Source organism: Chryseobacterium sp. JUb7, from assembly GCF_024806495.1.
In the GTDB taxonomy this organism is placed as follows: Bacteria; Bacteroidota; Bacteroidia; order Flavobacteriales; family Weeksellaceae; genus Chryseobacterium.
In genome coordinates this window covers 229,483-244,738 of sequence record NZ_JANUFF010000003.1, presented here as the reverse complement: position 1 = coordinate 244,738, position 15,256 = coordinate 229,483, and the positions used below count along the sequence as shown (strand labels likewise).

Annotated in this window: 14 protein-coding genes; 5 read left to right on the top strand and 9 right to left on the bottom strand. The window is 35.8% G+C overall.

Annotated features, from left to right (window positions below):
* Positions 1 to 2: 2 nt before the first annotated feature.
* Positions 3 to 458 (bottom strand): T9SS type A sorting domain-containing protein, encoded by a 456-nt coding sequence (locus M2373_RS08015; RefSeq protein ID WP_259109343.1) that lies wholly within the window; start codon positions 456 to 458, stop codon positions 3 to 5.
* A 147-nt stretch (positions 459 to 605) separates the two neighbouring features.
* A complete protein-coding gene (gene lepA, locus M2373_RS08010; protein ID WP_259109341.1) occupies positions 606 to 2,402 on the bottom strand; it encodes a translation elongation factor 4 in 1,797 nt (598 codons plus the stop codon).
* A gap of 262 nt (positions 2,403 to 2,664) precedes the next feature.
* On the opposite strand from lepA, the gene M2373_RS08005 reads away from it, so the two are divergent.
* A complete protein-coding gene (locus tag M2373_RS08005) occupies positions 2,665 to 4,953 on the top strand; it encodes a GH92 family glycosyl hydrolase (RefSeq protein WP_259109339.1) in 2,289 nt (762 codons plus the stop codon).
* Positions 4,954 to 4,994: 41 nt separating this feature from the next.
* Here M2373_RS08005 and M2373_RS08000 read toward each other — a convergent pair whose 3' ends face one another.
* The 5 genes from M2373_RS08000 to M2373_RS07980 form a co-directional block, all read right to left on the bottom strand.
* Positions 4,995 to 6,035: a hypothetical protein gene (locus M2373_RS08000; protein WP_259109338.1), complete on the bottom strand. Its 1,041-nt coding sequence runs from the start codon at positions 6,033 to 6,035 to the stop codon at positions 4,995 to 4,997.
* A gap of 93 nt (positions 6,036 to 6,128) precedes the next feature.
* Entirely contained in the window at positions 6,129 to 7,154 is a 1,026-nt protein-coding gene (locus tag M2373_RS07995) for a hypothetical protein (RefSeq protein ID WP_259109337.1), read from the bottom strand.
* Between the two features lie 100 nt (positions 7,155 to 7,254).
* Complete coding sequence (locus M2373_RS07990) at positions 7,255 to 7,764, bottom strand: hypothetical protein (RefSeq protein ID WP_259109335.1); 510 nt, start codon at positions 7,762 to 7,764, stop codon at positions 7,255 to 7,257.
* 9 nt (positions 7,765 to 7,773) lie between these two features.
* Positions 7,774 to 8,406, bottom strand: a complete 633-nt coding sequence (locus M2373_RS07985) for a hypothetical protein (protein ID WP_259109333.1) — start codon at positions 8,404 to 8,406, stop codon at positions 7,774 to 7,776.
* An 18-nt stretch (positions 8,407 to 8,424) separates the two neighbouring features.
* Entirely contained in the window at positions 8,425 to 8,976 is a 552-nt protein-coding gene (locus tag M2373_RS07980; protein ID WP_259109332.1) for an RNA polymerase sigma factor, read from the bottom strand.
* Between the two features lie 201 nt (positions 8,977 to 9,177).
* On the opposite strand from M2373_RS07980, the gene M2373_RS07975 reads away from it, so the two are divergent.
* The 4 genes from M2373_RS07975 to M2373_RS07960 all read left to right on the top strand — a co-directional run bounded on the left by M2373_RS07975 (position 9,178) and on the right by M2373_RS07960 (position 13,678).
* Positions 9,178 to 9,927 (top strand): Rossmann-like and DUF2520 domain-containing protein, encoded by a 750-nt coding sequence (locus tag M2373_RS07975; protein WP_259109330.1) that lies wholly within the window; start codon positions 9,178 to 9,180, stop codon positions 9,925 to 9,927.
* Positions 9,917 to 10,435: an HAD family hydrolase gene (locus tag M2373_RS07970; RefSeq protein WP_259109328.1), complete on the top strand. Its 519-nt coding sequence runs from the start codon at positions 9,917 to 9,919 to the stop codon at positions 10,433 to 10,435. Before M2373_RS07975 ends, M2373_RS07970 begins: the two co-directional genes overlap by 11 nt.
* 10 nt (positions 10,436 to 10,445) lie before the next feature.
* Positions 10,446 to 11,000: a nucleoside triphosphate pyrophosphatase gene (locus tag M2373_RS07965; protein WP_259109326.1), complete on the top strand. Its 555-nt coding sequence runs from the start codon at positions 10,446 to 10,448 to the stop codon at positions 10,998 to 11,000.
* A gap of 86 nt (positions 11,001 to 11,086) precedes the next feature.
* Positions 11,087 to 13,678: a tetratricopeptide repeat protein gene (locus M2373_RS07960; protein WP_259109324.1), complete on the top strand. Its 2,592-nt coding sequence runs from the start codon at positions 11,087 to 11,089 to the stop codon at positions 13,676 to 13,678.
* 55 nt (positions 13,679 to 13,733) lie between these two features.
* On the opposite strand, the gene tsaB is transcribed toward M2373_RS07960, so the two are convergent.
* Positions 13,734 to 14,420: a tRNA (adenosine(37)-N6)-threonylcarbamoyltransferase complex dimerization subunit type 1 TsaB gene (gene tsaB, locus M2373_RS07955; RefSeq protein WP_259109322.1), complete on the bottom strand. Its 687-nt coding sequence runs from the start codon at positions 14,418 to 14,420 to the stop codon at positions 13,734 to 13,736.
* Positions 14,421 to 14,503: 83 nt separating this feature from the next.
* The gene (locus M2373_RS07950) at positions 14,504 to 15,253 is read right to left on the bottom strand and encodes an SDR family NAD(P)-dependent oxidoreductase (protein ID WP_259109320.1); all 750 of its coding nucleotides are present in this window, start codon (positions 15,251 to 15,253) and stop codon (positions 14,504 to 14,506) included.
* Positions 15,254 to 15,256: the final 3 nt, after the last annotated feature.

Genomic DNA, 15,256 nt, shown 5'->3' with positions numbered 1-15,256 from the left:
TTTTATTTTTTAATGATTTTAACAGGTTTTAAATCTGAATTTTTAAAGGTAAGGAGATACACCCCTTTAATCAGAGAAGAAAGATCAACACGGTCGTTGTTAATTTCTTGTTTCATAACGAGTTTTCCGGAAAGGTCATAAACAGAAACTTCCCGCGGTTTTTCTTTTGAAGAAATCTGAAGGGTAATATAATCTGCAGTAGGATTGGGATAAACACTTATTTTATTTTGTTTTACAATAACCTCTGTAGCTCCTAAAACATTTAAAGTCGTTTGATAAAGCATTCCGAGTGTCCCTGAATTCTGCTGATCCGGATCATCGGGTATCACATAGATTTCACCTACCGTATACATAAGATCTTGGTTGGATACTCCCCCTGAGTTTACATTTCCCATGAGACTTTGGGAATAGAAGGTGGCAGATATAAGAAAGCCCGCCAGAGCATAAAGTTTTTTCATGGAAATTAATTTTGGGCAAATTTAAACTAAAGAATGCTATCTTTTTAAAAATATATTTTATGTTAAATATATTTTCCATGAGCATCTTAGGAAAAGAAAAATGCCGGACTATTCCGGCATTTTATATCATTTATATCATTTGATTTCTTAATCATTAAGCTTCAAAACAGCCATAAACGCTGACTGTGGTACTTCTACACGACCAATCTGCTTCATTTTCTTCTTACCTTCCTTCTGCTTTTCCAAAAGTTTTCTCTTTCTGGAAATATCTCCTCCATAACATTTTGCGGTAACGTCTTTTCTTAATGCTTTAATGGTCTCTCTTGCGATAACTTTTGCTCCCAATGCTGCCTGAACCGCAATATCAAACTGCTGTCTAGGAATCAGCTCACGAAGCTTTTCACACATTTTTTTACCAATATAATAAGCGTTAGAATCATGAATTAATGAAGACAAGGCATCTACCATATCACCATTGATCAGGATATCCATTTTTACCAGTTTGGAAGAACGCATTCCGATCGGAGAATAATCAAAAGACGCATATCCTTTAGAAATAGATTTCAGACGGTCATAAAAGTCAAAAACAACCTCAGCCAGTGGCATATTGAATGTTAATTCCACTCGGTCTGCCGTTAAATAACTTTGGTTCACAATTTCACCTCTTTTTTCGATACAAAGCGTCATTACAGCACCCACAAAATCAGATTTAGTAATGATAGAAGCTTTGATATAAGGTTCTTCAACTCGGTCTAAAAGATTGGGATCAATCATTTCAGATGGGTTGTTGATTAAAATTGCAGTTTCAGGTTCTTTTTTAGAATATCCGTGATAAGAAACGTTGGGAACCGTAGTAATAACGTTCATTGCAAATTCTCTTTCCAGACGTTCCTGTACGATTTCCATGTGAAGCATTCCCAAGAATCCGCAACGGAAACCGAAACCAAGTGCTGCAGAACTTTCCGGCTCGAAAACCAAGGAAGCATCATTCAGTCTTAATTTTTCCAATGAGAATCTAAGTTCTTCAAAATCTTCAGATTCAATAGGATAAATACCGGCAAAAACCATTGGTTTTACTTCTTCAAAACCGTCAATCGGAGCATCTGCAGGATTTACGAAAGAAGTAATGGTATCACCAACTTTTACTTCACGAGCATCTTTGATCCCGGAAATAAGATACCCCACATCCCCACATTCAATTGTTTTCTTCGGAACCTGTTTTAATTTCAGAGTTCCTACCTCATCAGCGCCGTATTCTTTTCCTGTTGCGAAAAATTTGATTTTCTCATTTTTAGAAATACTCCCGTTTACGATTTTAAAATATGCTTCAATTCCTCTGAAAGGATTGTACACAGAATCAAAAATCAAAGCCTGAAGTGGCGCATTTGGATCTCCAACCGGCGGCGGAACCCTTTTCACAATCTGCTCAAGCAAATCATGAACACCTTCTCCCGTTTTCCCGGAAACTCTAAGAACATCTTCATATTTACATCCCAAAAGCCCCATGATCTCATCGGTAACCTCTTCCGGATTTGCAGATGGAAGATCTATTTTATTCAGAATAGGAATGATCTCAAGATCATTTTCCAATGCTAAATATAAATTACTAATTGTTTGTGCCTGAATACTTTGAGCAGCATCTACAATAAGAAGTGCTCCTTCACAAGCAGCAATTGAACGGGAAACTTCATAAGAAAAGTCAACGTGTCCCGGTGTATCAATCAGATTTAAAATATATTTTTCTCCTTGATATTCATAATCCATCTGGATTGCGTGAGATTTAATCGTGATCCCACGTTCTTTCTCCAAATCCATATCATCCAACGTCTGAGACTGTAATTCTCTCTGGGTTACCGTATTGGTATACTCCAAAAGACGATCCGCCAAAGTACTTTTACCGTGGTCGATATGGGCGATTATGCAAAAATTTCGTATGTTTTTCATTTAAGAACCTTGTAATTTGCAAAGATAACAAAATGCAGCATAATTCCTCATTCTTAATTTTATAGTGCAAAAATTTAATTTTCATTCATCTTTTGATTTGAATATTTCGAAGCTCTATTCAGCTTTCTGCATTCACCATTTTGCCTAGATTCCATGTTCCACTCTGAATGACAAACTTTGTGTATACGTGCCATGTAGTTCATAATAAAATCTTACCTTTTCACATCAAAAAATTTATAGAAGCCAAAACTTATATTAAGTCATGAAAAAAGCTTTTTTACTCCTTTTCATCATTCCTTTTACACAATTCCAATCGCAGTGGATTGAAAAGACACCCGAAAATCCTGAAGAATTTGTGAATCCGTTGATCGGCTCACTTTCAAAACCTTCCCTTTCCAATGGAAATACCTATCCAGCAGTTGCTGTTCCTCATGGTATGAATCTCTGGACGCCCCAAACAGGAAAAAACGGAAACGGATGGCAATATACTTATGATGCCGATAAAATTCGAGGAATTAAGCAGACGCACCAACCTTCACCCTGGATGAACGATTACGGAATGTTTTCCATAATGCCTGTGACGGGAAAAATGCGTTTTGATGAAGAAGAAAGAGCGAGTTGGTTTTCTCATAAATCAGAAGTTTCTAAACCTTATTATTACAGTGTTTATCTCGCTGATCATAATGTAACGGCGGAAGTTACTCCTACTGAAAGAGCTGCTCAGTTGCGTTTAACCTATCCGGATTCTGAAAGCTCTTGGTTTGTGGTCGATGCTTTTGATAAAGGTTCGAGCATTACTATCATTCCTTCTCAGAATAAAATTGTGGGTTATTCAACAAAATACTCGAGAGGAAAATTAGTAGGATTTAAAAATTATTTTGTGATTCATGCTGATAAACCTTTCACGAAATATTCTACCTGGAAGGATAAAGATTTTGTAAAAGATGCCTTGGAAATTACAGGAGATCATTGTGGTGCTATAGTTGGTTTTGCCACTAAAAAAGGTGAGAAAGTAAATTTAAAAGTAGCTTCTTCATTTATCAGCTTAGAACAGGCCGAATTAAATTTACAAAGAGAACTCAATAAAGATTCATTCGATGACACTTTTAAGAAAGCAAAATCCGCATGGAATGAAAAATTAAAGAAAGTTGAAGTTGCGGGAGGAACAATCGATCAGATGAGAACTTTTTACTCTTCATTGTACAGAATGTTATGCTTTCCGCATAAAATGTATGAGATCAATAAAACCGGAGAAGTTGTGCATTACAGTCCTTATTCAGGGAAAACAGAGGTTGGATATCGTTTTGCCGGAACTGGTTTTTGGGATACTTTCAGGGCACTCTATCCTTTCTTAAATTTAGTTTATCCAAGCATCAATGTTGAAATGCAGAAAGGATTAATTAATGATTATAAAGAAGGCGGCTGGCTTCCGGAATGGTCGAGTCCTTCTTACTCTGACATTATGATTGGAAATAATTCGGCTTCGGTGGTTGCCGACGCTTATATGAAAGGTTTGAGAGGTTATGATATTGAAACATTATATCAGGCTTTACTTCACGGAGCCAATAATGAAGGTCCGCAGGCAACAGGAAGATTAGGAATTGAATATTATAAAAAATTGGGCTACGTTCCTTACGATGTAAAAATCAACGAAAACGCGGCGAGAACTTTGGAATATGCTTATGACGATTTTGCCATTGCACAGCTCGGAAAAGCATTGGGAAAACCGGAATCCGAATGGGGTGAATATTATAGACGCTCTCAAAATTTCCAAAAAGTGATTGATCCTGAGACTAAATTGGCTCGCGGTAGAAATCAGGACGGAAGTTTTCAGAGTCCTTTTAATCCTTTTAAATGGGGCGATGCTTTTACAGAAGGAAATTCGTGGCACTACACCTGGTCGGTATTTCAGGATATTGACGGATTAGCAAAAATGATGGGCGGAAAGAAAGAATTTTCGAAAAAACTGGACCAGATTTTTGAAATGCCGCCTGTTTTCGATGATTCATATTATGGTTCTACCATTCATGAAATTCAGGAAATGGTGAATGCGAATATGGGACAATATGCTCACGGAAATCAGCCGGCACAGCATATTATTTATTTATACAATTATTCAGGAGAGCCGTGGAAAACACAATATTGGGTTCGCGAAACGATGAATCGTCTCTATCAGCCTACTCCGGATGGATATTGCGGTGATGAAGATAACGGACAGACTTCCGCATGGTATATTTTCTCTGCGTTGGGGTTCTATCCGGTAACTCCAGCAACGGATCAATATGTTTTGGGGGCACCTTTATTTAAAAAAGCTATTATTCATCTGGAAAACGGCAAAACTCTGGAAATTAAAGCGGATAATAACAGTGAGGAAAACCGCTATGTAAAATCATTAAACATGAATGGAAAGCCTTACTCTAAAAATTGGCTCAGCCATGCAGAACTCATGAAAGGAGCAGCTTTACAGTTCAATATGGATAATAAGCCGAATAAAAGTCGGGGAACGGACGAAAAAAGCTTTCCTTATTCTTATTCTACAGATAAAAAATAAAGCAAAAGAGAGACAAATTGTCTCTCTTTTTAGCTGTCTTATTATTCATTTGAAAAATCATATTCTCCGGTCAGCGGATCAATATAAATCTCAGTCATTTCATCTTTCTTCATTTTATTCTGTCTGAGACTCCGCTCAAATATACCTACCAAACCTACAGCAATACCTCCATACATTCCTCCCTGAGCACCTCCAACGCTTACAAATACTGCTGAGTTTCGCACTGGCAAAATAAAACCTCTGTTACTGACAATATAAAATCCATTTTCATTTCTGTTGATCTCCAAAAATCCTGAATAGGTCTTTTTATACGCTTTTCCGTTTTCAACATATGCAAACATTTCGTTCGCGGAAATCTTATCTTTCTTTCCGTTTTCTTCTTTAACAGCCTTCAGAACCTGCCCTTTCTCATTTTTTTCCAAAATGTAGCCCGATTCCGGAGTCTGGTTCAAAAATGACATATGATTTAAATAAATTCCATCCTTCAACTGGGTATTTTTATAAGCTTCTGAATTATTTTTCACATAAGTTTCATAATCTGTAAGTGCCTCAATTGTCACTTTATTTTCAGAAGGTTTCATCGTATAAGTCTTCTTCATAAACATCGCAATGATCACAGGAATATTTTTAACGACTGCATCAGAGATATTCTTATTTTTAAAGCTGAATACCGTATCTTTTTTATATAAAAATCTATAATTCTCCCCTTCTTTTAGAAAAGTTTGCGCCGAGAAGTCAATATCTGCTTCAGTTTCTTTTCCGACAGTTTCTCCAACTGAAGTCTTTAATTTTTTTAAAACTAAGACCATTTCATGCTTCCCTCCTTTATGGTTGCTATCTGTATACCATTGACTTAAAAAATTATTTACCGTAGTAGGAAAAACAATCTCTTTCATTTCTTTCTGATCTCCAAAAGGCATTTGGCCTATTTTCTGGTCTTCTCTCTGATCAATTACGTCCAATGATTTATAGATATTCCCTTTAGGATTTGACAGGTTTCCTCTTTCTTTAATAATCTCCTGACCTTGGGCAAAAGATATGATTGATATAAGAATGAATGTAATTTGAAGTATTTTTTTCATGTATTAATAGATTTCAATCAAAAATATGAATTTGGAACAATATAAAATGCCTCCTACAAATTTTGTAAAAGATATTAACTTACTTTTTATAAATTATTGTTGAAAATTGAAAGATCCTGTTAAAGAATCGATGTATACATTTGTGTAAGTTGATGATCTAAAACCGAAGCCATTCATCGCACCTTTATTCGATCCCGACTCAATAGCTGCTCCGATAGCTGCTCCTACCAGTCCACCGGCTATAGCTCCAATTACTATTCCGCCTGATTTAGTTTCAGCAAAAAGTTCAGTTCTCGCCGAAATAATATAAAATCCTTTATCATCTTTTATCATTTCGAGAAAGCCGACCGGTGTGAATCGATACGCTTTTCCGGCCTCTACATAACAGAAAACTTCACTCAAAGAAAGGGTTTCTTCTTTTTGTTTTAATCTTACTACTCTACCCTTTTTATTTTTCTCAATATAGTATCCAAAGGCGGGTTCCTGATCAGAAAAATTTTTGAAATTTAAATAAACTCCATCTTTTAATTCCTGCTGCAAAGATTTGTTATTTTTTCCTAAATAAGAATCATAATTGCTAATCTCATTTTCAGGGATATATTGACTCACAACAGAGTTTGTATAAGAAGCATTGACAAACTGTGCAACAGCATCAGATATATTTTGAGACAGATACCTCGAAACATGGGCGACTCTCTTCGGATCACAAACGATAACATTGTCAAAACGGTTGATGAAATAATATCTATCCTTTCTCTTAATAAAACTGGATATTTTAAGCTTGGCTTTTCCAAACATAAATTTATCATTGGGAGCCTGCTCATCATAAACTTTTAATTCTTCAAGCACCAGAACAATATCATTATTGCCTTTTGTTTTATTATCATCTGCAAACCAATTCTGAACAAAAGTATTCAGATCGTCGGTTGGAAGTTTTACTTCTGTAATTTCTTTTTTATCGGATACCTTTCCTATTTCTTTATCTGTCCTGTTATCGATTAATGTAAGAGACTTTGTACGCGAATTTCTGTCTTTAATATTTTGCTTTAGCTCAATGGTTTCAGTTTTCTGAGCAGATAAACCTACCGCGAACAAAAGAAACAGGAATATTTTTTTCATCATTTAGAAATTTCTCACAAAATATAAGATTAGTTTAAAAATTAAACGACTCTCACAAAAAAGATTTGTAAGAGTCGTCCAACATTAAAAAAATAAACTATTATGGGTTTTGTTTTTGTCTCGAAGTATTTTGATTTCCGTGAGGCTTTCTTTCATCCATCTTATCTTTCATCATTTTCTCAGATTGGAATAACTTCAAAACTTTTTGACAGGGAATCACCTGCTGCATTTTATCAGCATACTTTTTCCTGTTATCTAACAATTTTTGTCCCACTTCAAAACTCTGTTGCAACTTGGCCTTCGCCTCGTCTTCAGAGAGGGTTTCAGGATTAAAGTTTGAATTAAACTGGCTTTTGATATGCTTCTGACTTTCCAGATATTCGTTATAAATCTCTGTAAATTCAGCCTTATCACTAGGATCAATCTCAAGATTATCCATCACCATATTATTCCTGAACTTGGTAAGAAGTGATTTTCTTTCTTCTGGAGAAAGATTGTTTATTACCTCTTTTCTTTGCTTAGGGTCCATCTTCTTCCAGTCATAATCCGTTCGCTGGGCATTTAAGCCAAAACCATAAATAATAAAAAGTGTAAATAATATCTTTTTCATCGTTCTTTATTAATTGTATAAATCCAAATAAACATCCTGTGTTGAATTACTCGCCAACTCTGCGATTTCAGAGTTTGAAAAAGAATCCAAATATTCATTCATTTGAGTTTCCTGTTTCTTTGAGGCAGGCTTTGCCACTTGTTTAGTTTCTGTATTTTTTTCTTCAGTTACCTGAGAATAAACACCTGATTTACTTTCTTGATTTCCAACTGTTTGATTATTATTTTCCACAGAAGTTAAATCAGATTTCAATGTTTCATAAGCCTTCTCACTTTCCGTCTTCGGTTCCTGGTTATTCACGGCATATGCTGTCGTAGAATTTCCATTGTCTTTTGTTGATTCGTTGGTAGAATTGAAAACAAAATTTGCTCCAAAAATCAACGCCAATGATGCCGCCGCAGCGTATGCCCAATTTAGTTTAAATATAGGTGCTTTTTTATTAGCTTTTACATCATTCATTACTCTTTCCTGAATATTCTCAAACAAATTATCAGGAACTTTGTAAATATTTTTACGTTCTAATTTTTCCAGATCAAAATCATTTATCTCGCTCAATACCTTGTTCTGAATACATTCAAACATGTTTTCAGAAACTTTATAGATGTTCTTGCGTTCTAATTTTTCTAGATCAAAATCTTTCATGTTGTTGTTTCTCAAAAATTATCTTTCGTAATTCTCTTTGATATATTCTTCTATTTTTTGTTTGGCATAATGATAATTTGTTTTTAAAGTACCTACAGACATATCTACAATTTTTGATATCTCTTCGTAGGGCAAATCATCATAATACCGCATCATAAATACCAGTTTCTGCTTTTCCGGCAGGCTTTGTATAGCATTCTGCAGCAAGATCTGTATTTCTTCGGCATCTCCTTCCGTATTGTCTGCCACCAGATTTTGCATGTGATATTCCGGGTCTTCATCAGTTTTCTGCATTTTCTTCATCTTGTTGACCTGCTGTAATGCTTCATTGGTAGCAATTCTATACAGCCACGTATACAACTGGCTATCGTTTTTAAACTGATGAAAATTCTGATAAGCTTTTATAAAGGTCTCCTGCAAAGTGTCCTGAGCAAGATCTCCGTCCACAATAATTCTTCTGATATGCCAATACAGTCTGCTTTGATAAGCGTCCATCAAAGCACGAACTCCTTTCTCCTGAGTTCGTGGGTTTTGCATCAGCGTAATAATTTCCGCGTCCTTAATCTTCATAAGATGCTTTCATTGTTTTGGATTACAAAAATAATGGAAAGTTAAATTACTTATTCAATTTTCAGTCCAAATATTAAAAATAATATCAGATAGTTACGCTCTGAGCTTCCCATTCGAAGGCTATACCCCAATTAAAAAAAACTTCTTTCATCCTCATCCGCCTTTCTTTCCGAACTCAGCACAAAATCTTATCTTTGTTTTATGCAAATTGTAATTATCGGTTCCGGAAATGTAGCCTATCATCTGGCAAAAGCATTTATTTTAAATAATATTTCTTTAGCTCAGATTTTTGGAAGGAATGAAAAAGAATTAAATAAAATTTCTGAAGAATTAAAAGTTCCTTATTCAACGGAAAAGCTGGAAGACGCAAATCTGTATCTCATTTGCGTAAGTGACAATTCTGTGGAAAAGGTTTCTGCTTTAATTACTAAAAAAGACTGTCTAGTGGCTCATACCTCCGGCTCTTTACCCAAAGAAATCTTAACCGGAGAATATAGAAAATCAAGCTTTTATCCTTTACAGACTTTTTCAAAATCAAAAGATCTGGATTATGCCAATATTCCTTTTTTTATAGAAACAGAAAATGAAGGTGATAAGAAAATTCTTTTTGAGCTGGCATCTAAAATATCAAAAAAGGTCATGGAAAGTACCCATGAAAAAAGAAAATATATCCATCTGACGGCTGTATTTGCCTGCAACTTTGTCAATCATCTTTTTTCAAGGGCCAAAGAAATTTCGGATTCTCAGGAAATTCCGTTCGATTATTTTTTACCGTTAATTGATGAAACGGTACAAAAAATTTATGAGATTGAGCCTAAAGCAGCCCAAACCGGGCCTGCGGTAAGGAACGACAGAAGAATTCTCGAATTACATGAGCAGTTATTAAAAGACGAAAGTCTTGAAATTTACAAAACAATGAATCACTCAATTCAAAAAATGTATGAGTTATAAAGAGAAATTAAAAGATATTAAGGCATTTGTATTCGATGTAGACGGTGTTTTTACCGATGGAAGCGTTTATCTTATGCCTGGTGGAAATATGTGCAGAGTCATGAATGTCTTAGACGGATATGCAGTCGTTAAAGCACTTAAAAACAATTATTTAATCGGAGTTATTACCGGGGGGAATGATGAAATGGTAAAACACAGGATCAATTATCTCGGAATTCAGGATTATTATCCTAAATCTCATAACAAAATTGAAGATTTTGAAGATTTTAAAGCCAAATATAATCTTAAAAATGAGGAGATCCTGACCATGGGAGACGATTTACCGGACATTCACATCATGGAAAACTCAGCTATTGCGGCATGTCCTGAAAATGCAGTTCCTGAAGTAAAAGGAGTGGCAACTTATATTTCTCCGGTAAAAGGAGGAAGCGGCGCTGTACGTGATGTTATAGAACAGGTAATGAAGGTTCAGGGTAACTGGCATGACGACAACACACAATCTATCTAATTAACTGATAATGAAAATATTACTAGCCTCTCAATCTCCCAGGCGAAAAGAACTTTTGTCTAGTTTAGGCTTTGAATTTGAAGTCGTGAAAATTGATTGTGAAGAAATTGTACCTGAGCATATAACAGTAAGTGATTCTGCTGCCTATCTTTCTGAATTGAAAGCTGATGCGTTCAGAAAACTGGAAGAAGGAGAAGTTTTACTTACGGCTGATACTGTAGTAGCCATTGATAACCAATTCCTTGGAAAACCTAAAGATAAACGTGATGCTCTAAACATGCTTAAACTTTTATCCGGGAAAACCCATCAGGTATATACAGGAATTACCATAAAAACTGTAGACAAAACTATTACTGAAACAGACGTGGCAGATGTAGAATTTGATGTGATTACAGATTCCGAAATAGATTATTATATCCAGCAATACAAACCTTTTGACAAAGCCGGAAGCTACGGAATACAGGAATGGCTGGGAATGGCAAAAATCAGAAGAATGAATGGTAGCTTTTACACCATTATGGGTCTTCCAACCCATTTGGTTTACAAAATTTTGAAAGAAATATAAATTTTTTCAATATAAATTTTTATTATTTTTACAAAATGATCAAACTACTGATAATAAAAAGTAGATTAGCGAGTTATATTGAGTAAATGAAAAAGAATATTTTATTCCTTTTAGTAGCGTGTTTCCTGCTTTCTTGTGTTTCAAAACCCAAGAGACCTGAGCAGCGATCCAAGTTTATGAAAGGGTTTTCCACATATTACAACACTTTGTTTAATGCTAAAGATGCATTGACCACGGAGTTTGAAACCAGAGATAAAGCCCATAAAGACAATTTTTATGCGCCTTACATCCCTATTCTTACCTTCGAAGATCAGCCTTTAGGGAGTGATCTAGGACAGTCTTCGGCTTTTGCTGAAAACACGCTGAAAATGGCAGAGGTGAATAAACCGTCCGGAAGAAGTGCTCCGGGAATGCCACCCGGCATGCCAGGTGAAAACCAGCAAAACAATCAGCAGAATCCACAAGGAAACGGCAACGCTGCAGATCCGAGTCAGCCTAAAGGAGCTACAACCCTGGAAATCGCTGAAGCTAAGGCACTAAAGGCTATTAACAAATACTCAGTGATAAAACACGGAGAAGAACAGAATAAAAAGATCTTTGACGCGTATATTATCCTTGCCCAATCGAGAATTTATCAGAATAAACCTCTTGAAGCTTTAGACGCCCTGAATTATGTCTTTACCCATATGAAAGATGATAAAAGACTTCCTCTGGCAAGAGTCTATCAGGGAGTTGCTTATGCTAAAATCAAGGACTATCATAGAGCTCAGGATATTTTCGCAAAGCTTAAAAGTGACGGAGTCAGTAAGACTTACGGCAAATTATTAAGTATCTATACTGCGGAAACCTATCTGGATGCCGGAAAAAAAGAAGAAGCCGCCAAAGAACTCGACCTGGCATTTGAACTGAATTCCAACAGAAAACAGAAAAGCAGAATTGCCTATCTGAGAGGACAAATTTTAGAAGGTCTTAATCAGAATGAAAAAGCGAGAGAAAGCTTTGCTGCTGCATATAAATATGCCAATGACTTTGAATTTGAGGTTAAATCCCAGATAGAAATCGCCAAAACTTTCAACGGAAAAGGAGACTATAACGGCGCTAAAAATTATCTTGAAGGAATCAGTAAAAAAGGAACTTACGGCTCAAGAAAGAACGAGTTTTATTATGCATTAGGCTTAATGGCCAATAAAGCTGGCAAAAAAGAGGAAGCACAACAGTTTTTCAGAAAGTCCCTTAAAGAAAACGTTTCTGATCCACAGGTTCGCGGATTGGCATACTATGAAATTGGGAACAGCTATCTTGAAAAAAATGACTATATCGGAGCGGGCAGCTATTATGATTCGGCACTTGTATCGATGACCTATGAGCCCTCAAAAGAGCTTTTGAAGGAACAGTCTATCAACATAAAAAAAATCTCAAGAAACTACTATTTAATCAAGAAAAATGACAGTATTCTTTCATTAGCAAAGATGACTCCTGAACAGAAAACAGATTTTTTCACAAAATATATTGCTAAATTAAAACTGAAAGAAGAAAAAGAAGAGCTGGAAAGAAGACGTGCCGAGAGAAGCAAAGGTTTTGACACGGGTGATTACAGCCAGAACTCACTTTTTGCGAATGGTCCAAATTCTTTTGCAGATTTTGGAACAACTACCAAAGGATTTTATTTTGCGAATACTAATACTGTTGCTAAGGGAACATCAACCTTTAAGCAGGTATGGGGTGACAGAGCATTGGTAGACAACTGGCGTTTTTCTAAGAAAATGACTTCTTTGGAAGATATGAAAAATGAAGCGCTGGGAGTAACGACAGCTCCTAACCCAAGACGTTTTGAGCCTGCTTTTTATATTGAACAAATACCGAGTGATGCCTCAAAGCTGGATCAGCTTAAGAAAGACAGAGATACTGCTTCTCTGGGCTTGGGAATTATGTATCAGAATTATTTCACTAACACTCCCCTAGCCACAAAAACGCTTTATGATCTGATCGATGTGAAGCCTGAAGAAAAAGTAATGCTCCAGGCTTTATATGAAATATTTGCGATGAACTATGAAAAAACACCGCAAGCTGCAGAAAGAGCCAAACAAATTCTTATCAAAGATTATCCGTACACCTCTTATGCTGAATTCGCCAGAAATCCTAAGAATAACACGTTTGTAAAGTCTTCGGAAGAAGTAGAAAATCAATATAAACAGGCTTATGCTTTATTTGAATCTGAGAAATTTCAGGAGAGTAAATATTTATTGGACCAGGCTATTCAGAAATATCCGAAAGATGCTTTAATTCCCAAATTCTATTTATTAAATGCCTTTAATTCAGGGAAAATGAGTGGAAAAGAAGTCATGATTCTTCAATTGGAGCAAATCGTTCTTAATTATGCTAAAACACCGGAAGGCTTAAAGGCTAAGGAAATGCTCAATTACCTGAAAAGCGACCTTAGTTTCCAGGCCACTGATAATAAGGGAAATACCATCCCTCAAAATTCAGTTCCGGGACAACCCGGCCAACCGGAACAGCCTCAACAAAATCAGATGAACCAGCAGCAGCCAAACGGGAATATGAATTCGCAGCCTTCTACTCCACAATCCGGAAAACCACCTAAAATGCCTGGTGAAAACGGAGTCCAAATGGATATGAAACCGCAAAATCCTAATGCAGCACCTGCAAAAACGAAATAAAATAAAAAGCGAAGATGATTAATCTTCGCTTTTTTATGTAGTTTATATTTTATGATTAGATAGAATCCGACGATTTCTTTTTCTTTACTCCATGAAAATCTTTAAGGTAAAATGGTTCGAAATAAGCTATATCCTCAAAGTCATTATTTTCTATTTTCTCCAAGGTTTTCTTAATTAAATACTGTGCAGAAGGATAAACAGTTTCATCAAAACCGGCATCCGAAAGCTGTAAAATTTCTCGGGCTTTCTTTGCTCCGTCTCCTACAAATACTATTTTTTTATCTTTAAATTCTTCAAAAGAAGTTTCATCTAAAATTTTGGCTTCCGTCTGTAATATCTCCTCTCCTGTTGTTCCGTCATAAACAGCTGTATAAACCTCCATTCTTCTTGCATCTATCAAAGGGATTATAAAGTCATAGTTTTTGCCTAAAAAAGGCTCTATCATGCTTTCAAGAGAATTTATGGCAATCAAAGGAACCTTTAGTCCGTAACAAAATCCTTTTGCAGATGCGGCACCAATCCTTAGTCCGGTATAAGAACCCGGACCTTTGCCCAAAGAAACCATCTCAATATCTTTCATAGATATCCCTGCCCCTTCCAAAGCCCATTCCACAAAAGTGTGAAGGCTTTCGGACTGTTTATAGTTTTCTGAAACTTCTTCTGTAAGGCACAACAGCTTTTCATCATCTGATATAGCCACCGAACAGTTTTTTGAAGAAGTTTCAATATATAGAATTTTCATTTTTAAATTTTAAGATTTTTAAATTTACAAAAAAGACAAAATGCTTTTTAATTGTTTCTGCAAATTTAATTCTTTTCTAAAAACTACTTTCTGTAAATCGTTCTCGGTTCTGCCTGAGCAGTCGGATAAATAGTCATATCAGACACACACACATGCTTGGGAGCATTTACACAGTACGCAATCGAATCTGCAATATCTTCAGCCTTTAAAGGTTCATAGCCGGCATAAACAGTTGCTGCCCTTTCACGATCTCCTTTAAATCTTACTAATGAAAAATCTGTCTCTACAGCACCCGGCTGAATATTCGTTACTCTGATTCCGAATTCTGTCAGCTCAAGCCTCATTCCTTCAGAAATTACATCAACTGCTTTTTTAGTTGAACAGTAAACAACACCATTTGCATAAGTCTGTCTTGCTGCGACTGAACTAATGTTTACGATATGTCCCGAATTCTTGTCTTTCATCATTGGAATAATCGTTTTGGATACATAGAGTAGTCCTTTCACATTCCCGTCGATCATAGAATCCCAATCATCTGTATTCCCGTTAGAAAGAGGTTCCAAACCATGAGCATTCCCTGCATTATTGATAAGAACATCTATATTTTTCCATTCTTCAGGAAGAGAGTTTACCGCTGCTTCAACTTCTTTCAAATTTCTGACATCAAACACCAAACTAAAAACTTCGGTAAAATCAGATAATTCTGTTTTCAGAGATTCTAAGACTTCTATTCTTCTTCCACAGATAATAATTCTGTTACCTTGCTTTGCAAAAAGTTCTGCCGTTGATTTTCCTATTCCGGAAGTAGCTCCGGTTATCAATATTGTCTTCATAAT

Excerpts from the sequence above, each read along its gene's own strand:
- M2373_RS08015 (WP_259109343.1), bottom strand. The coding sequence starts at position 458 with ATGAAAAAACTTTATGCTCTGGCGGGCTTTCTTATATCTGCCACCTTC.
- lepA (WP_259109341.1), bottom strand. The coding sequence starts at position 2,402 with ATGAAAAACATACGAAATTTTTGCATAATCGCCCATATCGACCACGGT.
- M2373_RS08005 (WP_259109339.1), top strand. The coding sequence starts at position 2,665 with ATGAAAAAAGCTTTTTTACTCCTTTTCATCATTCCTTTTACACAATTC.
- M2373_RS08000 (WP_259109338.1), bottom strand. The coding sequence starts at position 6,035 with ATGAAAAAAATACTTCAAATTACATTCATTCTTATATCAATCATATCT.
- M2373_RS07995 (WP_259109337.1), bottom strand. The coding sequence starts at position 7,154 with ATGAAAAAAATATTCCTGTTTCTTTTGTTCGCGGTAGGTTTATCTGCT.
- M2373_RS07990 (WP_259109335.1), bottom strand. The coding sequence starts at position 7,764 with ATGAAAAAGATATTATTTACACTTTTTATTATTTATGGTTTTGGCTTA.
- M2373_RS07985 (WP_259109333.1), bottom strand. The coding sequence starts at position 8,406 with ATGAAAGATTTTGATCTAGAAAAATTAGAACGCAAGAACATCTATAAA.
- M2373_RS07980 (WP_259109332.1), bottom strand. The coding sequence starts at position 8,976 with ATGAAGATTAAGGACGCGGAAATTATTACGCTGATGCAAAACCCACGA.
- M2373_RS07975 (WP_259109330.1), top strand. The coding sequence starts at position 9,178 with ATGCAAATTGTAATTATCGGTTCCGGAAATGTAGCCTATCATCTGGCA.
- M2373_RS07970 (WP_259109328.1), top strand. The coding sequence starts at position 9,917 with ATGAGTTATAAAGAGAAATTAAAAGATATTAAGGCATTTGTATTCGAT.
- M2373_RS07965 (WP_259109326.1), top strand. The coding sequence starts at position 10,446 with ATGAAAATATTACTAGCCTCTCAATCTCCCAGGCGAAAAGAACTTTTG.
- M2373_RS07960 (WP_259109324.1), top strand. The coding sequence starts at position 11,087 with ATGAAAAAGAATATTTTATTCCTTTTAGTAGCGTGTTTCCTGCTTTCT.
- tsaB (WP_259109322.1), bottom strand. The coding sequence starts at position 14,420 with ATGAAAATTCTATATATTGAAACTTCTTCAAAAAACTGTTCGGTGGCT.
- M2373_RS07950 (WP_259109320.1), bottom strand. The coding sequence starts at position 15,253 with ATGAAGACAATATTGATAACCGGAGCTACTTCCGGAATAGGAAAATCA.